18 protein-coding genes are annotated in these 20386 nt (G+C 74.2%); 7 read left to right on the top strand and 11 right to left on the bottom strand.

Going from position 1 to position 20386, the window contains the following annotated elements:
• Positions 1-50: 50 nt before the first annotated feature.
• From LRS74_RS27270 to LRS74_RS27260, 3 genes are all read left to right on the top strand, one after another.
• Positions 51-1532, top strand: a complete 1482-nt coding sequence (locus LRS74_RS27270; protein ID WP_277743468.1) for a serine-threonine protein kinase — start codon at positions 51-53, stop codon at positions 1530-1532.
• 139 nt (positions 1533-1671) lie between these two features.
• The gene (locus tag LRS74_RS27265) at positions 1672-2283 is read left to right on the top strand and encodes a hypothetical protein (protein ID WP_277743467.1); all 612 of its coding nucleotides are present in this window, start codon (positions 1672-1674) and stop codon (positions 2281-2283) included.
• Positions 2284-2509: 226 nt separating this feature from the next.
• Positions 2510-2971: a MaoC family dehydratase gene (locus LRS74_RS27260; RefSeq protein WP_277743466.1), complete on the top strand. Its 462-nt coding sequence runs from the start codon at positions 2510-2512 to the stop codon at positions 2969-2971.
• A gap of 4 nt (positions 2972-2975) precedes the next feature.
• Here LRS74_RS27260 and LRS74_RS27255 read toward each other — a convergent pair whose 3' ends face one another.
• Positions 2976-3602, bottom strand: coding sequence for a TetR/AcrR family transcriptional regulator (locus LRS74_RS27255; RefSeq protein ID WP_277743465.1), 627 nt, complete (start codon positions 3600-3602; stop codon positions 2976-2978).
• Between the two features lie 154 nt (positions 3603-3756).
• Positions 3757-4908: an acyl-CoA dehydrogenase family protein gene (locus LRS74_RS27250; protein WP_277743464.1), complete on the bottom strand. Its 1152-nt coding sequence runs from the start codon at positions 4906-4908 to the stop codon at positions 3757-3759.
• 98 nt (positions 4909-5006) lie between these two features.
• Between LRS74_RS27250 and LRS74_RS27245 the strand changes: the two genes are divergently transcribed.
• Complete coding sequence (locus LRS74_RS27245; protein ID WP_277743463.1) at positions 5007-5684, top strand: TetR/AcrR family transcriptional regulator; 678 nt, start codon at positions 5007-5009, stop codon at positions 5682-5684.
• A gap of 51 nt (positions 5685-5735) precedes the next feature.
• Here LRS74_RS27245 and LRS74_RS27240 read toward each other — a convergent pair whose 3' ends face one another.
• The 7 genes from LRS74_RS27240 to LRS74_RS27210 form a co-directional block, all read right to left on the bottom strand.
• Positions 5736-6818, bottom strand: a complete 1083-nt coding sequence (locus LRS74_RS27240) for a Zn-dependent alcohol dehydrogenase (RefSeq protein ID WP_277743462.1) — start codon at positions 6816-6818, stop codon at positions 5736-5738.
• A gap of 191 nt (positions 6819-7009) precedes the next feature.
• On the bottom strand, positions 7010-8428 hold the full coding sequence (locus LRS74_RS27235; RefSeq protein ID WP_277744968.1) for an aldehyde dehydrogenase family protein: 1419 nt from the start codon (positions 8426-8428) through the stop codon (positions 7010-7012).
• A gap of 155 nt (positions 8429-8583) precedes the next feature.
• Entirely contained in the window at positions 8584-9231 is a 648-nt protein-coding gene (locus tag LRS74_RS27230; protein ID WP_277743461.1) for a class F sortase, read from the bottom strand.
• The gene (locus tag LRS74_RS27225) at positions 9218-10192 is read right to left on the bottom strand and encodes a hypothetical protein (protein WP_277743460.1); all 975 of its coding nucleotides are present in this window, start codon (positions 10190-10192) and stop codon (positions 9218-9220) included. Before LRS74_RS27225 ends, LRS74_RS27230 begins: the two co-directional genes overlap by 14 nt.
• Positions 10193-10309: 117 nt before the next feature.
• A complete protein-coding gene (locus LRS74_RS27220) occupies positions 10310-11650 on the bottom strand; it encodes an MFS transporter (protein ID WP_277743459.1) in 1341 nt (446 codons plus the stop codon).
• A 2-nt stretch (positions 11651-11652) separates the two neighbouring features.
• Positions 11653-13272: a citrate:proton symporter gene (locus LRS74_RS27215; RefSeq protein WP_277743458.1), complete on the bottom strand. Its 1620-nt coding sequence runs from the start codon at positions 13270-13272 to the stop codon at positions 11653-11655.
• A gap of 243 nt (positions 13273-13515) precedes the next feature.
• Positions 13516-14157, bottom strand: a complete 642-nt coding sequence (locus tag LRS74_RS27210) for a TetR/AcrR family transcriptional regulator (protein WP_277743457.1) — start codon at positions 14155-14157, stop codon at positions 13516-13518.
• Between the two features lie 113 nt (positions 14158-14270).
• Here LRS74_RS27210 and hmgA point away from each other — a divergent pair, with 113 nt between their 5' ends.
• On the top strand, positions 14271-15611 hold the full coding sequence (hmgA, locus tag LRS74_RS27205; protein ID WP_277743456.1) for a homogentisate 1,2-dioxygenase: 1341 nt from the start codon (positions 14271-14273) through the stop codon (positions 15609-15611).
• Positions 15612-15662: 51 nt separating this feature from the next.
• Positions 15663-16415, top strand: coding sequence for a GntR family transcriptional regulator (locus LRS74_RS27200; protein WP_277743455.1), 753 nt, complete (start codon positions 15663-15665; stop codon positions 16413-16415).
• Between the two features lie 321 nt (positions 16416-16736).
• On the opposite strand, the gene LRS74_RS27195 is transcribed toward LRS74_RS27200, so the two are convergent.
• On the bottom strand, positions 16737-17000 hold the full coding sequence (locus tag LRS74_RS27195; RefSeq protein ID WP_144385000.1) for a hypothetical protein: 264 nt from the start codon (positions 16998-17000) through the stop codon (positions 16737-16739).
• Positions 17001-17529: 529 nt separating this feature from the next.
• Between LRS74_RS27195 and LRS74_RS27190 the strand changes: the two genes are divergently transcribed.
• Positions 17530-19197: a serine/threonine-protein kinase gene (locus LRS74_RS27190; RefSeq protein ID WP_277743454.1), complete on the top strand. Its 1668-nt coding sequence runs from the start codon at positions 17530-17532 to the stop codon at positions 19195-19197.
• 69 nt (positions 19198-19266) lie between these two features.
• On the opposite strand, the gene LRS74_RS27185 is transcribed toward LRS74_RS27190, so the two are convergent.
• Positions 19267-20118, bottom strand: coding sequence for an SGNH/GDSL hydrolase family protein (locus tag LRS74_RS27185; RefSeq protein WP_277743453.1), 852 nt, complete (start codon positions 20116-20118; stop codon positions 19267-19269).
• Between the last annotated feature and the right edge of the window lie 268 nt (positions 20119-20386).

The raw sequence follows: 20386 nt of genomic DNA, 5'->3' as shown, positions 1-20386 counted from the left end.
CGACAGGTTGGGACGATGCGCGCACATCGGACCACCTGAGGGGGACGGCCATGGCGGGCATGACTGTCGAGCCGCACTGGGAGCTCACCTTCGACGCCGACGGCGACGTCGACGCCGCACAGCGGGAGCGGCTGGTGCGGGGGATCGAGCGCGAGAAGATCACCGATCTGGTGGTGTTCTCGCACGGCTGGAACAACGACCGGTCGACCGCGGTGCGGCTCTACGACGGGTTCTTCACGCCCTTCGCCGGGATCCTCGGCCGCGCCCCCGCCGTCCGGCTGGGGTACGTGGGCGTGATCTGGCCGTCGATGCGGTTCACCGACGAGCCCATCCCCGACCTCCCCCGGTCGACGGCCGCCCCCGCGACCCCGCCCGACGGCCGCCTCGACCCGGCGACGCGGCGCGCGCTCGCCGACGTCTTCCCCGACCGCGAGCAGACGTTGGACCGGATCGCGGACCTGTTGGCGGAGCGGCCGGAGGAGTCGGCCGCGTTCGAGGAGTTCGCCGGGCTGGTACGGGAGCTGGTCGAGCCGCCCGCGGGGTCGGTCACCGCGCGGGCCGGCTTCCGCACGGACGGGGAGGCCGAGGAGGATGGCCCGCCGGCGATGCTCAGCGAGGACGCGCTCACGGTGTGCCGGACGTTCACCGCGGCCCTGGCCGAGCTGCCCGGCACCACCGTGAGCCCCGCGCCCCCCACCCTGGCCGCCGGACCCGACACCACGACCGTCGGGCCCGAGGCGGAGCGCGCGGCGTTCCTCGGGCGCGGACTGAAGCGGCTGTGGCACGGCGCGCACGAACTGCTCCGCCAGGCCAGCTACTACACGATGAAGCGGCGGGCCGGGACGGTCGGCGAGCGGGGCCTCGGCCCGCTGCTGGGCGCGCTGGGCGACGCCCGCCCCGACACCCGGGTGCATCTGGTCGGGCACAGCTTCGGCGCCCGACTGGTGGCGTACGCGCTGCGCGGGCTGCCGCGCGACGCCCGGAACGTGAAGTCGGTGACGCTGCTTCAGGGCGCCTTCTCGCACTACGCCTTCGCCGGGCGGCTGCCGCACGCGTCCGACCGCGGCGGGGCGCTGCACGGCGCGCAGCGCCGGGTGGACGGGCCGCTGGTCTCCTGCTTCTCCGCTCACGACAGCGCGCTCGGCGTGCTGTATCCCCTGGCCTCCCGGGTGGCCCGCGACTCCTCCTCCCGACAGACCGAGTCCGACCGGAACGCCGCATCCGACCGGAACACCGAGTCCGCCCGGAACGCCGCATCCGCCCGGGACGCCGAGGACTCAGCCACCGCGCTCCTGTCGCGCGACCCGCGCTGGGGGGCCATCGGTTTCGACGGCATCCAGGCGGTGGACGACTGTCGTCGGCTGACGCTGGCCGAGGCGCTGCGCGGGCCGTTCCCGGCGGACGGCTGCGTCAGCGTCGACGCGGGTTCGGTGGTCGACGACGACGATCCGGTGGTCGGCGCGCACAACGACATCTGCCATGAGGAGTTGGCGCGGATCGTCTGCGCCGCCGGCCGGATCGGGCACCGTTGAGCCCCGCGTGACCACCCGGCACGGGGCGCTCCGCGGTTCCCGCCTCCGCATTCGCAATCGTTTTCGATGGATCCGGATCGCGGCGCGCCACGTCCCATTCGACGACGAGTCGGGTCCGCACTTGCGGAGGTGAGATGGAGTGGCCGGTTTCAGAGCACTCGCACGAGAGGTCCGCGACCCTCACAGACACATCGCACAGCGGCGCACCGCTCTGCGTAAGTGCCTGGAGCGGTTCGCGCCCTACGGGCACCGGGCGACCTGGCACCACCTGTGCCTCCGGGCCGGGTTCGCCCCGGATGACCGGTCTCCGGAGCCCGCACGCCTGATACGGGCGCTGGAGGAGTTGGAGGAGGCCCGCGCGGTGTGGCTCGGCTACGAGGCCGAGTTCGCCGAGCGACGCAGGCAGGAGAAACACCTGGGGATACGGCAGCCGAGCGCTGTCGACGACTGGCATCTGCGCACCTGGGGCGGGTGTGACATCGTCCCGTGCGAGAGTCCCACGGCGCATCCGCACGGCCGGCTGGCCGCCGTGCTGCGCCGCATGATCGAAGCGATGGAGTCCACGCCCGGCGACACCTGTCCGATCTGCGCGGAGGAGCGGATCGTCTGGCGTGAGGGGCTGGACCGCTATCCGCCGGCCGGCCCGGTCTGCACGGGCTGCGGCATCGTGGTGCCGGCGCCGGTGCTGACCCTGGAGGCGCTGGCGTCCGCCCGGCGCCACCGGTTCGAGCGGCGGTACGCCGGCGTGTGACCGTCCGTCCACGGCCTCGGGGGGCCGGCCCCGCGGCGCGCCGCACCACCGGGCGCGGGGCGGGGCCGGCGGCGTTCACACCCGCGACGCCCCGTGTCGCCGGGGCGCGTTGACAGCCGGGGGCCGCGAACAGCATCCTGAGCAAGCGCTTAGCAGGCGCCGGCGCACGCCGGCTGCCCGACCGCGCCGCGCGAGCCCCGTGGACGACCGCATGGAAGGCACCCGGATGTCAGAGCCCAGGATCTTCACCTCGGTCGAGGAGCTGCGCTCCGCGGTCGGGACCGAGTTCGGCCCCACCGAGTGGCTGGAGATCGACCAGCGGCGGATCGACCGGTTCGCGGAGGCCACCGACGACCACCAGTGGATCCATGTGGACCCGGAGCGGGCCGCCGCCGGCCCCTTCGGCTCCACGATCGCCCACGGCTATCTGACGCTCTCCCTGCTGCCCTGGTTCATGCCGCGGCTGCTGCGGGTCGACGGGGTGCGGATGGGCATCAACTACGGCGTGAACAAGGTCCGCTTCCCCGCCCCGGTCCCGGTCGGCTCCCGGCTGCGCGCGACCGCGCGGATCGCGGAGGTCACCGATGTCACGGACGGCGTCCAGCTGACGACGCGGGTCACCGTGGAGCGCGACGGCGGCGAGAAGCCGGTGTGCGTGGCGGAGTCCGTCACCCGGTTCGCGCTGTGAGGGCTCAGGCCGCGGCCGGCCCGGGCGCCCCGACCATCCGCAGCACCAGGTCGGCGTAGAGTGCGCCGATCTCCTCGGGGGTGCGGCGCCCCTCGGCGTTGAACCAGCGCGCCACGTCGATGCAGAGCGACAGCACGGCGAGCGTGGTGCCGGGGACGTCCGGCACGGCGAAGTCGCCCGCCCGCACCCCGTCCTCGATGATCGAACGCACCGTGCCGTCGATCTCCCGCCGCCGGGCGGCGATCTCGGCGTAGTGCTCCGCACTGAGCGCGCCCAGCTCGTACTGGACCACGCGGGCGGTGGTGTGGTGCTCCGCGTGCCAGCGCACGAAGGAGCGCACGGCCGAGGCGAGCCGCTCGGCCGGGGTGGCACCGGTGCTCGCGGCCCGGCGCACGATGTCCAGGGCGAGCCGGTGGCCGACGCCGCTGATCCGGTAGAGCAGCTCTTCCTTGGTCTTGTAGTGGATGTAGAGGGCGGCCGGGCTCATCCCCGCACGACCGGCGATGTCGCGGGTGGTGGTGGCGTGGTAGCCGCGCTCGGCGAAGGCGTCGACGGCCGCGATCACCAGCCGCCGGGCCGCGTCGGGCGTGACGTCGGCCCACTGCTCGCTCTGCTGCGCCTCCGTGTCCATGGCGACACCCTACACGGAGGGTGAGCAAGCGCTTAGATCCCAACCGGTCGGTCCGCGGTCACCGTTCGGCCGGCCCGTGATCTCCGCACGGCCGGCCCGCGCTCCCCCGTTCGGCCGCCCCACGGTCACCGCACGGCCGGCCCGCGGCCCTCGTTCAGAACGCCGAGACCCCGGTGAGCGCCCGGCCGATCAGCAGCTTGTGGATCTGGCTGGTGCCCTCGTACAGCGTCATCACCCGGGCGTCCCGCAGCAGCTTGCCCACCGGGTACTCGTCGATGTAGCCGTAGCCGCCGTAGACCTGGAGGGCGTTGTTGGCGCTGCGCACCGCCGCCTCGCTGGCGTAGAGCTTGGCGACGGAGGACTCGGTGGCGAAGGGCCGGCCGCGCTCGATGAGATCGGCCACCCGCCAGGTCAGCAGCCGCGCCGCGTCGACGTCGACCGCGATGTCGGATATCAGCTCCTGGACCAGCTGGTGGTGGGCGATGGTCCGGCCGAACTGCTCGCGCTCGCCCGCGTACGCCACCGCCGCGTCCAGGCACGCCTGCGCGATGCCGACGCAGCCGGCCGCCACCGACATCCGGCCCTTGGCCAGGGCGGACATGGCGACCGCGAATCCCTTGCCCGCGGGGCCGACCAGGGCGCCGCCGGGGACCCGGACCGTGTCCAGGACCAGCTCCGCGGTGGCCTGGCCGCGCAGCCCGAGCTTGCCGTGGATCTCCCGGCGGGTCAGGCCGGGCGCGTCGGCGGGCACCAGGAAGGCGCTGATGCCGCGGTGGCCGGGCTCGGGTCCGGTGCGCGCGAAGAGCAGGACGACGTCCGCCCAGGTGCCGTTGGTGATGAAGGTCTTGGCACCGGTGATCAGGTAGTCCGAGCCGGCACGCTCGGCGCGGGTGGTGAGGTGCGCGGCGTCGGAGCCGGTGCCGGGCTCGGTGAGCCCGAAGCAGCCCACCGCCTCGCCCGCGCACAGCCGGGGCAGCCACTCCCGCTTCTGCTCCTCGCTCCCCCAGGCGACGAGGGACTTGGCGACCAGGCCGAGGGAGACCGACAGGATGCCGCGCACGGCGGAGTCGCCCCGTCCGAGCTCCTCGGTGACCAGGACGTAGGACAGGTGGTCGCCGCCGGAACCGCCGTACTCCTCGGGGACGGTGAGCCCCAGGAAGCCCAGTGCGCCGAGCCTGCCCACGATGGCGCGGTCCACGGCCTCCGCGCGGTCCCAGGCGGCGGCGTGCGGGGCGACCTCGCGGTCGACGAAGTCCCTGGCGAGCGAGCGGACCGCGGTCTGCTCCGCGCTCAGCGCGAGATCCATGGCGACCGGCCCCTTCCCCGAAGCCCCGTCCGGCGGGGCCCGAAACGGCGTAAATTAGCGGCGCTAGTTTAGTGCGGGCGGCCTCTACTATGTGCGCCATGGCACGCCCCCGCAAGCCCCTCCTCAGCCGCGAGCGCATCGTGGCGACCGCCCTCGCGCTCGTGGACGCCGAGGGGCTGCAGGCGGTGTCGACGCGCCGGCTGGCGGCCGAACTCGGCGTCAGCGGGCCCTCGCTGTACAACCACTTCACGACCAAGGACGAGATCCTGGACGCCGTCGCGGACACCGTGGTGGCCCAGGTCGACCTGTCGATGTTCGCGGACGACACCGACACCGACGGCGGCGACTGGCGCGGGGCGCTGCTCGCGTGGGCGCGCTCCTACCGGGCGGCGCTCAGCGACCATCCGCACATCGTGCCCTTCCTCGCCCAGGGGCCCGGCCGCCGCCCGGCCGGGCTGCGGATGGCGGACGCCGTCTTCGGCACCCTGGTCGCGGCGGGCTGGCCGCCCGCGCAGGCCACCCACGTCGGCGCGCTGCTCCGCTACTTCGTCGCCGGGTCCGCGCTGGGCTCCTTCGCCCGCGGCTTCGTGGACGACGCCGGCGCCTACGACCCCGCCGACTACCCCCACCTGGGCCGCGCCCACCTGCTGCCGGGCCATCAGCGGCAGGTGGACGAGGGCGCCTTCGAGCTGGGTCTGGAGGCGCTGTTGGACGGGCTCGAACTGCGCTTCCGGGCGCTGTCCGAGGACGACCGGCGGGCGGCCGACCGGTCCTAGCGGGCCGGCGGCGCCCAGCCGCTTCGGAGGACCGCGGTCGCCCGACCCGCCCTAGAAGACCACCAGCGCGCGGCCGCCGCGCCCGGCGAGCATCGCCTCGAAGGCCGCCGGGATGCCGTCCAGGCCGATCCGCTCGGTGACCATGGAACCCAGGTCGAGCCGTCCCGCCCGCACATGTTCGGCGATCACCGGCAGGTCCCGGGCCGGGTCGCAGTTGCCGTACACGCAGCCGCTCAGGGTGCGGCCGAAGTAGAAGAGCTCCAGCGCCGAGAACGACACCTGCTGGTCCTTGCCGCCGATGCCGACCACGGTGGTGCGGCCGCCGCGCCGGGTGGCGGACCAGGCGGTACGGATGGTCTCGGCGCGCCCGACGCACTCGACGGCGACGTCCGCCCCGTGGCCTCCGGTCAGCGCGCGGATCCGCTTCGCGGTCTCGTCCCCGGCCGGCACGAACGCGGTGGCCCCGGCGGCCCGCGCCAGCTCCTCCTTGGCCGGGGAGACGTCGACGGCCACGATCGGCCCGGCGCCCGCCAGGCGCGCCGACTGGAGCACCGCGAGCCCCACCCCGCCGACGCCGAAGACCGCGACCGACTCACCGGGGCGCACCCGCGCCGCGTGGTGTATCGCGCCGTAGCCGGTGAGCACGGCGCAGCCGAGCAGGGCCGCGTCGGTGAGCGGCACCCCGTCGGGCAGCGGCAGCAGCGCGTTTCGCGGCACCAGCGTCTCCTCGGCGAAGACCGCGGTGCCCAGGCCCGGATAGAGCTCGCCGCCGTCCGCGGCGCGGGTGGCGTACGGAGCGGTGGCTGCGGCGCCGGCGGCGGCGCACAGCCAGGGTTCGCCGAGCCCGCAGAAGTGGCAGCCGCCGCAGGCGGGCGCCCAGTTGAGCACCACCCGGTCGCCCGGCGCCCAGTCGGTGACGCCCGCGCCGACCGCGCTGACGGTGCCCGCGCCCTCGTGGCCGAGGACGGCGGGCACCGGCTGGCGCAGGGTGCCGTTGGACAGCGACAGGTCCGAGTGGCACACCCCGGCGGCGGCCAGCCGGACCCGGACCTGGCCCGGAGCCGGGTCCGGCAGCTCGATCTCGGTGATCTCCAGCGGGGCGTTGACTGCGGGCAGGACGGCGGCGCGGACCACGGTCTCTCCTCGGTTGCCTGGACGGTGGACGGCCCCGCCCCGGGCCCGCCTCGTACGGGCCCGGGCGCGGCGGCCCGGCTCCGGTCGGGTGGGGCGGGGAGCCCGGCTCCGGTCAGGTGGGGCGGGGAGCCCGGCCCCGGTCGGGCGGGGGCGGGGAGCCCGGCTCCGGTCGGGTGGGCGCCGCGGCCGGCTCAGAACTGCAACGACTTGGTGTGCAGGTACTCCATGAGCCCGTGCACCCCCAGCTCCCGCCCCACGCCCGACTGCTTGTATCCGCCGAAGGGCGCGAGGATGTTGAAGCGCCCGCCGTTGATGTCGACCCGGCCGGTGTCCAGCCGGCGGGCGAAGGCGGCGGCCGTGGCCTCGTCGGCGGCCCATACGGCGCCCGACAGGCCGTAGTCGGTGTCGTTGGCGATGCGCGCCGCCTCGTCCTCGTCCGCGTACCGCAGGATCGAGACCACCGGGCCGAAGATCTCCTCGCGGGCGATCGTCATCTCGGGCGTCACCTCGGCGAAGACGGTGGGCCGGACGTAGAAGCCCCGGTCGAGGCCCTCGGGCGCCTCCGGGCCGCCGGCGACCAGGCGCGCGCCCTCCTCGACACCGGTGCGGATGAAGCCCCGGACGCGCTCGCGCTGGGCGGCGTTGACGACCGGGCCGAGCCGGCTGGACTCCTCGCGGGGGTCGCCGACGACGAACCCCGCCACGGCCTCGGCGGCCAGGGCGACGGCCTCGTCATAGTGGTCGGCGTGGACGAGCAACCGGGTCAGCGCGTCGCAGGACTGACCGGAGTTGCGGCAGACGTCGGCGAGGACGCGCTCGACCGCCTTGCGCAGGTCGCCGCCGGGCAGTACCACGCAGGCGGACTTGCCGCCCAGTTCCAGCGCCACCCGCTTGACGCCGCCGCCGGCGATGGCGCCGACCTGCCGGCCGACCGCGGTGGAGCCGGTGAAGGAGACGAAGTCGACGCCCTCGTGCTCGGCCAGCGCCCGGCCCGCCACCGGGCCGAGGCCGGTGACGAGGTTGAACACCCCGGCGGGCAGCTCGGCCGCCGCCACGCACTCGGCGAACAGCTGGGCCACCAGCGGGGTGTCCTCGGCGGGCTTCAGCACCACGGTGCAGCCCGCCGCCAGCGCCGGGGCGACCTTGGCGACGACCTGGTGCAGCGGGTAGTTCCAGGGCGTGATGGCGCCCACCACGCCGACCGGTTCGAGGTAGACGGTGGAGTTGCCGACCTTCTCCTCGAACGAGAAGGTGGCCGCCAGTTCGGCGTACGAGCCGCAGACCGCGGCCGGCACCCCGGCCTGGACCCGCCGGCTGAACGCCAGCGGTGCGCCGAGCTCGGCGGTGATGGTGTCGGTGATCTCGTCGGCACGGCCGGCCAGCTGGTCCCGCAGGGCCGCGAGCCGGGCGGCGCGCTCGGCCGGCGGGGTGGCGGCCCAGCCGGGGAGGGCGGCGCGGGCCGCCCGCACGGCGGCGTCGACGTCCTCCGCCGTGCCGGCCGGCACGACCCCGATGATCTGCTCGTCGGCCGGGTTGACCACCTCGATCACATCGCGGCCGGCGGACGGCCGCCACCGACCGTCGATGTACATCCCGTCGTGGGCCTTCATCGTCACCTCGTCACCCTTCGGCGCTGTGGGTTCGTCAGCGAGCCGCTGTCTCAGCCAAACTAACGCCGGTAGTTTTCGGGTGCCAGCGGGCCACGGCACAACGTGACGTGCCCTCGGTCACGTTGCGGCCGGAGCGGCCCCGAGGGGGGCGGGGCTCAGGTGCGGTCCGCCGTGGGCCGCACCCCCGTGAGGTGGGAGAAGACGACGATGTTTGCGGCGTAGCCGGTCTTCGGGTCGAAGCGGCCGCCGCAGGTGAGGAGCCGCAGTTCGGGGCGGTCGGTGTGGCCGTAGACCTGCGCGTCCGGGAACTCCGCCTTGCGGTAGGTCCGCACGGCGTCGACGGTGAACACGGCGGTCCTGCGGTCCGCGCGGTCGACGTCGATCTCGTCGCCAGGGCGCAGTTGGGCCAGGTTGAGGAAGACCGCGGGGCCGGTACGGGTGTCGCGGTGCCCCACCATCAGCGCGGTGCCCGGCTCGCCGGGGGACGCGCCGCGCTCGTACCACCCCGCCTGGCGCGGGGCGTTCATCGGCGGGGTGGCCAGCCGGCCCTGCCGGTCGAGGCCGAGCCGGACCACCGGTGCTTCCAGGGAGATGGCGGGGATGGAGATCGTGGTGGCGGGCGAGCGCGGCAGGGGCGGATGCGCCGGCCTGACCGGCGCGGCGTCGACGGCCACCACCGGCGCCGACGAGTGGTACAGCGTCCAACCGCCCGCCACCAGGGCCAGGATCGCGCCGACCGTCAGCAGTACCCGGCTGACGCGACCCTGGCCGAGCGGCGTCGGCCGGGCGTCAGGCCGCGCCATGCGAGCGGCGGCGGGAGCGGCGGGCCAGGATCAGCCCGACGGTGCCCAGCGCCCCGACCGCCAGCGTCCCGCCGACGAGGGTCGCCGAGGGAGCGGTGCTCCCCTCGGACTCCGCCGCGCCGCCACCGCCGGCGCCGACGGGGCCGTGCGGCGGGAGGGCGTCGCCGCTCTCGTCGTACTCGCCCTCCAGCGAGTCGTAGCCGCCCTCGTCGTCCGTGGTGTCCCGGTCGTCGTACGCACCGCCGTCCGTGTCGTCGTAGAAGTCGTCACGCGGGTAGTCGCGGTCCTCGTCCCGCTCCTCGTCCCGCTCCTCCTCGCGGGAGCTCTCGTCCGGGTCGTCGCGCCGGGCGTCCCGCGGTGCCGCGGAGGCGTCCCGCTGGGCGACGGAGCCGGGGGCGGTGCGCGGGGTGGTGCCGGTCGCGGCGTCGGAGGTGGTGGTCGGGGCGTTCTGCGGACGGTCCGGCGCGGCGTTCTGGCTGCCGCTCTGCCCCGCGCCCTGCTGGCCGGTCTGCGGCAGCTCCTGCTGCTCGCGCTGTTGGGAGCATTCGACGGCGAACGACTGGCGCTTGGACGGCGCGGTCTGGCCTTCGAAGTTCCAGTTGAGCCGGTACTGCCCGTCCGGCAGCGTGAGGTTGGTGGTGCGGCCGGTGCCGCCCGCCAGGCTGATCTGCCCGGACAGTCCGCGCGCGCCGGCGCTGCGGGCGATGGGGGTGATCGCCCAGGTGACCTCGGGGACCTTCTCGAATCCGTATCCGGCCAGGTAGAAGCCGCAGACCTTGGATTCGTTCCGCTGCTCGGCGATGGGCGTGCTGGCGCTGTGCACCGCGATGACGCCGTTGTCGCCCGGCGCGGCGACGGCGACCGGAGCGGCGAGGACGGCGGCGCCGCCTCCGCAGGCCAGGGCGGCCAGCACGGCCGCGCCACGGGCACCGACGGTGGGCAGGGGTAGTGAGGTAGTCACACGCATGCTCCTTAACAGCCCGTGAGGATTGTCATATGGATCAGTCATCCGACAACCTGGCACGGCACGGCCGTCGAAAAGCGACCAAACGCCATGAGTAGGCTGATAATCCCTCAATCAGCCCATGGTGCGACGGCGACGCGCCCGCGGGGACGCTTCCGCCGGGCGCCCCTCATCGGTCGCGGCCCGCGCGCCCTCCCCGCCCGGTCCGCGCCGGGCCTCCCCCGGCAGCCGGGCGGCGACCGCCGAGGAGACCAGGAGCACCCCGCCCAGCAGGACGAACGGCGCGGCCGTGCCCGCCACTCCGGCCAGCGCCCCGGCCCCGGCGGGGGCGGCGACCTGCCCCAGCCGGTTGCCGGTGAGGCGCAGCGCCAGCGCGGTGCTCCGGGCACCGCCGGGCGCGGCCCGCACCACCGTGCTCATCGACAGCGGCTGGCCCACCCCCAGGCAGAAGCCCAGCGCCGCCAGCACCACGCCGAGCGCCCACACGGGCAGCGGGAGCGCCACGCTCGCGCACAGCAGCCCCGCCCCGAGACAGCTCCCGATCAGCAGCCCGGGGCGCCCCAGCAGCGCGACCATGGGGGCCAGCACCAGCCGGCAGGCGACCGTGGCCGCCGCGCGCAGGCCGAGCAACACGCCGATGACCGTGGGCGAGATGGCCCGCTGCTCGCCCACGACCGGCAGATACGCGGTGAGGACGTCGGTGGCGGACAGCACGGCGAGGCTGATGAGAATCCCCGAGCCCACGCCACGTGTGCGCAGGATGCGCGCGACGGGCACGCGCGCGGCTCCGCCCTCGACGGGAGCCTCCGCCGCCGCCCGCCCGGGGGCGCCGGGCGCGGCCGGGCGGTGCTCGACGCGGTGCAGCGAGACGACCGAGCAGGCGGCCACCGCGGCGGCGGCGAACAGGGCGGTCGCGCTGGTGCGGGCGAGGGCGCCGTCGTGTTCGGAGACCAGCAGCCCGGCGGCGACGGGGCCGATGAGCTGGCCGAGCGCGGCGCCCATGGTGAAGTGTCCGAAGTCGCGGTCCCGTTCGGCCGGGGCGCTCTGCCGGGCCACGATCGACTGCGCCCCGATCACGAAGGCGAGGTGGCCCAGCCCCATCACCCCGCTCCAGGCGGCCATGGCGGGCAGCGAGCGGGCCGCCCCGCTGAGCGCGCAGCCGAGCGCGATCAGCGCGACGCCGGCCGGCAGCAGCGGGGCGCACCGGCCGTGGTCCGTACGCCGCCCCAGCGGCACCGCGGCGAAGAGCGGCAGCAGCGCGTAGACCCCGGCGATCACCCCCACCGCGCGGGCGTCGGCGCCCAACGCGAGCGCCCGGTAGGAGACCGCGGGCCGGGCCATGCTCACCGCGCCCTGGGCGAAGGTGAAGGCGAGGACCAGCCGCAGCAGCCAGCCCCGGCCCCCGCCGGAGCGGGGGCCGGGGGCCGGGTCGTCGTCGGGTGCGGGGACGGGCACGGTCAGATGATGCCGAAGAGCACCCCCGCGGCGAGCACGACCAGCGAGGTGAGGGCGGCCCACTTCACCACGAAGCGGGTGTGGTCGCCGAACTCCACCTTCGCCATGCCGACCAGCACATAGACGGCGGGCACCAGCGGGCTCGACATGTGGAGCGCCTGGCCGACCAGCGAGGCGCGGGCGATCTCCATGGAGTCGACGCCGTGCGCGGCGCCGGCCTCGGCGAGGATCGGCACGATGCCGAAGTAGAAGCCGTCGTTGGACATGAAGTACGTGAGCGGGATGCTCAGCACGCCGGTCACGATGCCCATGTGCGGGCCGAGGCCGTCGGGGATGCCGTCGACGAGCCAGCGGGCCATGTGCTCGACCATGCCGGTGCCGGTGAGGACGCCGGTGAAGACAGCGGCGGCGAAGACCATGCCGGAGACGTTGACGACGTTCTCGGCGTGGGCGGCGATGCGGGCCTTCTGATCGGGCATGTGCGGGAAGTTCACGGTGAGCGCGACGGCGGCGCCGAGCAGGAAGAGCACCGGGATCGGCAGCGTCTCCATGATCATCAGGGTCAGCAGCGTGACGGTCAGCCCGGCGTTGAACCAGTACAGCTTGGGGCGCAGGGTCGGCCGGCGGGGGTCGAGGCCCTGGAAGCCGTCGCCGTCGGAGGTGTCGCCGTCGGAGGTGTCGCCGTCGGAGGCGTCGCCGTCGGAGGCGTCGCCGTCGGAGGCGTCGCCGTCGGAGGTGTCGCCGCCCGCTCCACACGGACCGTCGCCCTCGCCGTCCCACTCGCTCGCCTCGTGCGGCGCGGCGTCGACGCCGTCGCCCGCGCCGCCGGTCGGCCCGGTCGTCCGGGCCCGGGCGCCGTAGCCGCCGGATCCGGCCCGCACCAGCACCTTCCCGGAGTCGGCCGCCCCGGTCGCCGCGGTGACGTTCCCGGCGCCGACCGTCGCTGCCTCCTCGGCCTCGTCGACCTCGTCGACCTCCGCGGCCTTCGGCGCGCCGTCGAGGGTGAGCAGGCCGAGCCGCCTGCGCTCGCGCAGGCCGAGGACGTACGAGAGGACGAAGACGAAGAGCAGGCCCACGGCGAGCGCGGGGATCATCGGGACGAAGATGTCGCTGGCGTCGAGCTTGAGGGCGGTGGCGGCACGCGCGGTGGGGCCGCCCCACGGCAGGGTGTTCATCACGCCGTTGGCCATCGCGGCCACGCCGGTCATGACCACGAGGCTCATCTTCAGCCGCCGGTAGAGCGGGTACATCGCGGAGACCGTGATCATGAACGTGGTGGAGCCGTCGCCGTCCAGCGAGACCACGGCGGCGAGCACCGCGGTGCCCACCACGATCCGCATGGGGTCGGCCTTGCAGAACCGCAGGATGGCGCGGACGATCGGATCGAAGAGGCCGACGTCGATCATCACCCCGAAGTAGATGATGGCGAACATCAGCATCGCGGCGGTGGGCGCGAGGCCGCCGATGCCCTCGATGACGTAGTCGCCGAGGTGCGCCCCCTTCCCCACCAGGACGCAGAACAGCGCCGGTATCAGCACCAGCGCCGCCATCGGCGACATCTTCTTCATCATGATCAGCACCAGGAAGGTGCCGATCATGACGAAGCCGAGCGTAGTCAGCATGGGGTTACCTCACGTTCACCTGTGAACTCCACCGGGGCTTGGCGGTCGAGGTGACGTTAGGTGCGGCGCATCGGGGCCAACAAGGTCTTGACGCGTGAGCAATAAGCGCAAAAGTGCAGGTCATCGGGTGGGGGCCGGCGCGCCGCCGCGGCCCCGGCCGCCGGCGCCGCCGCCTCGGTGAACGACCCCCTCCGCGCGCGGCGGCTCCGGCTCCGGCCACGGGCGCGCGCGGCGCCGCCCGCGCTACTCCAGCACCCGCGCGAGGTACGCGCGCAGCAGCTCCTTGGTCTCCGCGATGATCACCGGGTCCCCGTCCGGGCAGGACCGGAACGCCAGCCGCAGCAGCGCGTCCGCGGCCTCGACCGCCAGCAGCGCGGCGACCCGCAGCCGCTCGCCCCGCTCGCCGCTGTCGTCGAGATCGAGCCGTTCCGCCAGCAGCGTGCGCAGCCGATCGGCGACCAGGTGGTTGGGCCCCTCGGGCACGCCGCCCACCGGCACCGGGCTGCCGAACTCCACGAAGCCGAAGCCGGGTGCGCACCGCTTCATCGCCAGGTACTCGTCGACCACCACGTCCATCATCGGACGCCAGTCGCCGTCGGCCCCCGGCGCCCCGGGTTGGGTCAGCCGCTCGGTGATGCGAGCGGCGTACTCGTCCAGGTTGCGGTGCGCCAGCGCCTCGGCCATGGCTCGCTTGTTGTCGAAGAAGCGATAGACCGAGCCGATCGGCACGCCGGCCCGCTCGGCGACCGCGCGGGTGCTCAGGTCGTCGTAACCGGTCTCGTCCAGGAGCTCGGCGCAGGCGTCGAGGATCCGACCGAGGCGTTCGGCGCTGCGTCGCTGTATCGGCGCGTGACGCAGGGGCGGCTGGGGCTGCGGTGTTGACATCCCCCCATCCTGCCTGGTCGCAGAGGTACTCGTTGACGGGCACCGTTTCGATTCCTATGGTCTGACATAGGAATGGTCCGACAGGCAACGCTGGACGACGGCGGGAGTACGCGATGAGCGGTACGGGCACGGAGAACGAGCAGGCGCGGAAGGTGGCCGAGGGGCTGACCCACCTTTCCGGATTCGGCAACGAGCACAGCAGCGAGGCCGTTCCCGGCGCGCTCCCCATCGGCCGGAACTCACCCCAGCGGGCCCCCCTGGGGCTCTACGCGGAGCAGCTCAGCGGCAGCGCGTTCACCGAGCCGCGCCACCACAACCGCCGCTCCTGGCTCTACCGCATCCGCCCCTCCGCCGCGCACCCGCCCTTCACCCGCGTCGACAACGGCGCCCTCGGGGGCGCGCCCTTCGCCGAGCACGCCCCCGACCCCAACCGGCTGCGCTGGAACCCGCTGCCCGACCCCGCGCCGGGCACCGACTTCCTGGCCGGACTGTGGACCCTCGGCGGCAACGGCGACGCCACCCAGCGCGCCGGCATGGCCATCCACCTCTACTCCGCCAACGCCTCCATGACCGACCGGGTCTTCAGCGACGCCGACGGCGAGCTGCTGATCGTCCCCGAGCGGGGCGGGCTGCTGCTGCGCACCGAGTTCGGGCTGCTGAGCGTCGAGCCGGGGCAGATCGCCCTGATTCCGCGCGGGGTGCGGTTCCGGGTGGAGCTGCTGGACGCCTCCGCCCGCGGCTACGTCTGCGAGAACTACGGCCGGCCCTTCGTCCTCCCCGACCTCGGCCCGATCGGCGCCAACGGCCTGGCCAACGCGCGGGACTTCCTCGCGCCGGTCGCCGCGTACGAGGACGTGGAGGGCCCGTTCGAGGTCGTCAACAAGTTCTGCGGCAACCTGTGGTCCGCGACCTACGACCACTCCCCGCTGGACGTCGTCGCCTGGCACGGCAACTACCTCCCGTACGTCTACGACCTGCGCCGCTTCAACGTCATCGGCAGCATCAGCTACGACCACCCGGACCCGTCGATCTTCACGGTCCTCACCTCGCCGTCCGACACCCCCGGCCTCGCCGGCGTCGACTTCGTGGTCTTCGCACCGCGCTGGCTGGTCGGCGAGGACACCTTCCGGCCGCCCTACTTCCACCGGAACGTGATGAGCGAGTACATGGGCCTGATCGAGGGCGCCTACGACGCGAAGACCGCCGGCGAGGGGGGCTTCGTCCCCGGCGGCGGCTCGCTGCACAACATGATGTCGGCGCACGGACCGGACCGGGACACCTTCGACAAGGCGAGCGCGGCCGAGCTCGCGCCGCAGAAGATCGACGACGGGCTGGCGTTCATGTTCGAGACCCGCTGGCCGGTGACGCTCACCCGACAGGCGGCGGAGGCACCCCACCTCCAGACGGGTTACGACGACGTATGGCAGGGTCTGGAGCGCCACTTCCGTCCCTGAGGTCCGCGCGGACGCGCGTGACCGAACCCGTCCGTGACCGGAGGCCGTTCGATGACCACCTTCGCCCCCGACTCACTCGCCCTCAACCGCAAGCTCCCGCTGTGGTACCAGGTCTCGCAGTCGCTGCGCGCCTCGATACTCGGCCGCCGGCCGCACGAGCCGTTGCGACTGCCCACCGAGGACCGGCTGGCCGAGCACTACGGCGTGAGCGTGCTCACCATGCGGCAGGCGTTGAAGGAGCTGGAGGCCGAGGGGCTCATCAGCCGGCACCGACGGCGCGGAACGTTCATCGAGCCGAGCGCCCAGCGCGGCGCGCCCGTGCGGCTGCTCGGCTCGGTGGACGCGATCGTGGCCCAGCAGTCGGGCGAGCGCACCGAGATCCTGGGCCACGGCCCGGAGCCGGTCCCCGGCGAGCTCGCCGAGTACTTCCCGGACCTGGAGGAGGCCGTCGCCTATCGGCGGCTGCGCTCCGACGAGCGCGGCGGCGAGCCCACCAACTGGGCGGAGAACCTGGTGCGCCCGGAACTCGCCGAGCGCATCGACCTCGCGGACCTGGCCCGCTGGCCCATGACCAAGGTGCTGCGCGACGCGGTCGGGGTGCGGATCAGCCGCATCACCGACACCGTCGAGGCGCGTCTCGCGGATCCCGAGACCGCCCGCCTCCTCGACGTCCCGCTCCTCAGCCCGATCCTCCACTACACCGGCGTGACCTACGACGAGAGTGGCCGGGTGGTGGACGTGGCGCGGATCCGCTACCGGGGGGACCGGTTCTCGTTCACGGTGACGGTGGACGCCCACAACTGACAACGGACGACGGACGCCGGACGCCGGCCGAGGCGGCCGGCAGGAGGGCCGCCGGCCCGGTGGCCCACCGACGACGGCTGATACGAAGAAAGCCGGCCCCGGGGCCGGCCGGGTGGCCGACCTCCGTGCTGGGCCATCAGGTGGCCGGTCCGGACGGACGGTTCGCGCGTTGCCACGGCCGCGTTCGAAGATTGAAACGTGATGATGATCACGTGATACGCGGCGAGCGCGGATGACCGGTGGGAGCGGGACCGGCTCCACCACGCTCAGCGGATCGACGCGAAGGGCGGGATCAGCGGAGCGACGGGCGTCGGGCGGAAATCAGCCCCGATTACCGAACAGCGAGCGGCGCAGCCGGCGCAGCGGTGCGAACAGCGACACCCTGGCCCCCCGGCTCTCACCGATGCGTGCGTGGTCGCGAGCGGTCAGCTCTCGCATGAGCACCGTCGCGCCCTCGGCGTCCCGCTGGGAGACGGCAGGGCCGCCCAGCACCGCGAGATGGCGGTCGAGCCGCGCGCTGGTCGCGCTGCTCCCGCAGTTGATGGCAGGCACCCGTGGCCTGCTCCGAACCGTTATCTGCTCCATGACACTCCCCACCCGTACGAGGGCACCCGCCCCGGGCAGAGTAACCCTACCTCCCCCGAACGTCACCCGCGCATCCCCCACCGTGGATTCACCTATCCGTCAAGGGCGTTGACAGACCGCCACCGAACACTTCGCGCGATCGGCTCACCGACCTGGCCCGAACGGCCCGCGCCGGACTCCCCGACATTCGGGCAAAGGGTCGACAGGGGGACGTATTTACCATCGGGGCGGCAGCTCGCAGGGGGCACCAGGGGCGTCCAGGGACCCCAGCACGGCGGTCGCTCCCGCGCGGCTTCGCCGGGGGCGGCCCGGCCTCTCCCTCGGTCCGCGCGCGAGCGTCGCGCCGGGCGCGCGGACCGACCGCGCGCGCCGCCGTCGACCGCTCCGTACGACACACCGGGCCTCCCCCGTCACCGGCGCGACCCCGGCGCCGGTACCGGCTGGTGGATTGGCGTTCAAGGGGGCGGCAAGAACGCTGGGTTGAGGTACATTCACCCCGAATCGGGTCGTCGCGGGAGGGGGCTCGGCCATGAGTGAAGGTCCCGCCAGGAACACCGGTCCCGGCGACGGCCGGCTGGTGGCCCACCGCTACCGGCTCATCCGCGAACTGGGCCACGGCGGCATGGGAGTGGTCTGGCAGGCGCGCGACGAGGCGCTCGGCCGTGAGGTCGCGATCAAAGAGGTGCGCGCCCCGGTCGGGCTCAACGACTCCGAGGTGCGGCTGCTCTACGCCCGGCTGGAGCGCGAGGGGCGGGCGGCGGCCCGGATCTCCCACCGCAATGTCGTGACGGTGTACGACGTCGTGGTCGAGGCCGGGTGCCCGTGGATCGTCATGGAACTGGTGCGCGGGCTGTCGCTGGCGGACCTGCTGGACGCGGAGGGCCCGCTGCCGCCCGCGCGGGCCGCGCACATCGGGGCCGAGGTGCTGGCCGCGCTGCGCGCCGCGCACGAGTCGGGGGTGCTGCACCGCGATGTGAAGCCCGGCAACGTCCTGGTGGGCAACGACGGTCGGGTGGTCCTGACCGACTTCGGGATCGCGCTGGTCACGGGCGCCTCGACGCTGACGCTCCCCGGCGAGCTGGTCGGCTCCCCGGAGTTCCTCGCGCCGGAGCGCGCCCTGGGCCGGCCGCCGGGCCCGGCCTCGGACCTGTGGTCGCTGGGCGTGCTGCTGTACGCGGCGGTCGAGGGCCACTCCCCGTTCCGTCAGGACACCCCGCTGAGCACGCTGCGCGCCGTGGTCGACGAGGAGTTACCGCCACCGCGCCGCGCGGGGCCGCTCGGGCCGGTGCTGGACGGGCTGTTGCGCAAGGACCCGGAGCGGCGGACGGACGCGGCGGAGACGGAACGGATGCTGCGGCTGGTGGCCGCCGGGGGCGCCCCGCGCGGGGCCGCGACGGACGCCGCCGGGCACACCGCCCCCACGGTCGTCGTCCCGCCGCCCGAACCCCGGCCGTCCGAGGGGCCGCACGGCCGGCCCGCGTACGCGACACCGCCGCCGACCCCCGTGCCGTACCCCGGGCCCGGGCCCGCCACGGTGGGTGATCCGGACGCCGGGCGGAGGCGGCGGGCCGCCGTCGTCCTGACGGTGGGGGCGCTGCTGGCCGCGCTCGCGGTGGGCGGGCTCGCCTGGGCCGCCCTGCACGGCGGCGGCTCGGAGGGGAACGGGAACAGCGGAGGGTCCGGGGTCACCAGCCCCGCGGTGAACGGTGGGGCCGCCACCTCGGACGACGGCCAGGGCTCCGACATCGGCGGACGCACCGACACCGGGGGCGGTCCAGGCGGCGCCACCCGGAGCGACGGCTCGCCGGGCGGCGGCCAGAGCCCCGACGAGACGGGCGGTGAGAACGGCGGCACCGGCGGCGGCTCCAACTCGCCGACCCCGACCACCGCCTCTCCCAGCCCCGCTCCCAGCCCCGCTCCCAGCACGACCTCCGCGACGCCCGCCCCCTCCCCCTCGACCTCCTCGTCCTCCGCGACGTCCTCGGCCTCCTGGAGTTCCTCTCCCTCTCCTTCCGCGTCGACGTCCGCCACGCCTTCGCGCACCCCCTCGCCGTCCACCTACTCCGCCACCGCCTCCGCCTCCGCCACCACGGGGGCGCCGTACGTCACGGTGAGGTTCGCGGTCGGCCCGGCCCCGGCCGCGGGGATCCACCGCTGGGTCGCCGGCGGCGCGGTCGCGGCCCGCTCCCTGCCCTGACGGACGCACGGAGGCCCCGCCGTCGGGCGGGGCCTCGTCAGATCGGGCTCCTCGTGTGGGGTGGAGGGCTCAGGCGGCTGAGCGGAAGACGGAGTGGTAACCGCCGGACTGGCCGGCGGCTGTGGGGTGGTAGGACTCGCCGATGTTGAGCCAGTTCACGCTGTGCAGCCAGGAGTCGCCGGAGCAGATCTCATGGCCGGTGAAGGCCGGGGTGACGTCGCCGAAGGTGAAGCCGTGGTCGGCGGCGCGCTTGGCCGTGACGGAGTTGAGCAGGTCCGCGGCGTCGTTGATCGCCGTCCGCACCCGCTCGCTGAGGCCGCTGGTGCAGGACCCGTTGAGCTTGTAGAAGCGGGGGTAGCCGAGGACGACGACCCGGGCGGCCGGCGACCTGGCCGTGATGGCGGAGTACACCTTGTCCAGCTTGCCGGGCAGGGTGTTGGTGACATAGGTGCGCGCCTCGGCGATCCGGTTGAGGCAGGTGCTCTCGGAGTTGAGGACGCAGGTGGTCATGGTGTCGGCGAAGCCGGCGTCGTTGCCGCCGATGGTGACGCTGACCAGGCCGGTGCCGGAGTTGAGCGGCCCGAGCTGCTTGGCCAGCACATCGTCGGTGCGGGCGCCGGAGCAGGCGGTGAAGGAGAAGCTGCTGGGGGCGTTGGCGTTGGCCCACAGCCGCGGATACGCCTTGGTGCTGCGCTTGCAGTCGCCGCTGGAGCTCTCGTAGCCGCCGGCGCCGACGCCGGACGAGTAGGAGTCGCCGAGCGCCACGTAGGCGGTCCCGGCGGCGCCGGTATGCGCGACACCGCCGCCGGGCGCGGACGGTGTCGCGCCGTCAGCGGCGTGCGCCGCCGACGCCCCGACGAGGGCGAGGACGGCGGCGAAGGCGAGGGAACGGATGCCGGTCAAGGAGCGGAACAGTCTCATCGAACCTCCCCGGGCAGGGTCTCTGCCGGATGCGCTACTGGGAGGCCACCCCCGGGTGAGGGGCGCCCCGCCATGGGCTGTCGGCCACGCCGCCGCGATCATTGCGGATGGATGACATGTCTATGTCATGCCGCTCAACCCATTGCTCTATGCGCGATGATGCGAAATCTTTTTCACACCGGGCGGTGCGCGCGAAGCGTCCGGCAACGCGGAGCGCACGCCCCCGGTGGCGCGCACGGATTCCGTGCGCGGCCCCCCACTCGCGCGT

Origin of the sequence: Streptomyces sp. LX-29 (assembly GCF_029541745.1) — a bacterium.
Lineage (GTDB): Bacteria > Actinomycetota > Actinomycetes > Streptomycetales > Streptomycetaceae > Streptomyces.
This window is presented reverse-complemented; position numbering and strand designations above follow the sequence as displayed.

What these genes read in the sequence shown, in the direction of transcription:
- LRS74_RS27270 (WP_277743468.1), top strand. Translation starts at nt 51, where the DNA reads ATGGCGGGCATGACTGTCGAGCCGCACTGGGAGCTCACCTTCGACGCC.
- LRS74_RS27190 (WP_277743454.1), top strand. Translation starts at nt 17,530, where the DNA reads ATGAGTGAAGGTCCCGCCAGGAACACCGGTCCCGGCGACGGCCGGCTG.
- LRS74_RS27210 (WP_277743457.1), bottom strand. Translation starts at nt 14,157, where the DNA reads ATGTCAACACCGCAGCCCCAGCCGCCCCTGCGTCACGCGCCGATACAG.
- hmgA (WP_277743456.1), top strand. Translation starts at nt 14,271, where the DNA reads ATGAGCGGTACGGGCACGGAGAACGAGCAGGCGCGGAAGGTGGCCGAG.
- LRS74_RS27255 (WP_277743465.1), bottom strand. Translation starts at nt 3,602, where the DNA reads ATGGACACGGAGGCGCAGCAGAGCGAGCAGTGGGCCGACGTCACGCCC.
- LRS74_RS27200 (WP_277743455.1), top strand. Translation starts at nt 15,663, where the DNA reads ATGACCACCTTCGCCCCCGACTCACTCGCCCTCAACCGCAAGCTCCCG.
- LRS74_RS27260 (WP_277743466.1), top strand. Translation starts at nt 2,510, where the DNA reads ATGTCAGAGCCCAGGATCTTCACCTCGGTCGAGGAGCTGCGCTCCGCG.
- LRS74_RS27235 (WP_277744968.1), bottom strand. Translation starts at nt 8,428, where the DNA reads ATGAAGGCCCACGACGGGATGTACATCGACGGTCGGTGGCGGCCGTCC.
- LRS74_RS27250 (WP_277743464.1), bottom strand. Translation starts at nt 4,908, where the DNA reads ATGGATCTCGCGCTGAGCGCGGAGCAGACCGCGGTCCGCTCGCTCGCC.
- LRS74_RS27230 (WP_277743461.1), bottom strand. Translation starts at nt 9,231, where the DNA reads ATGGCGCGGCCTGACGCCCGGCCGACGCCGCTCGGCCAGGGTCGCGTC.
- LRS74_RS27185 (WP_277743453.1), bottom strand. Translation starts at nt 20,118, where the DNA reads ATGAGACTGTTCCGCTCCTTGACCGGCATCCGTTCCCTCGCCTTCGCC.
- LRS74_RS27215 (WP_277743458.1), bottom strand. Translation starts at nt 13,272, where the DNA reads ATGCTGACTACGCTCGGCTTCGTCATGATCGGCACCTTCCTGGTGCTG.
- LRS74_RS27195 (WP_144385000.1), bottom strand. Translation starts at nt 17,000, where the DNA reads ATGGAGCAGATAACGGTTCGGAGCAGGCCACGGGTGCCTGCCATCAAC.
- LRS74_RS27245 (WP_277743463.1), top strand. Translation starts at nt 5,007, where the DNA reads ATGGCACGCCCCCGCAAGCCCCTCCTCAGCCGCGAGCGCATCGTGGCG.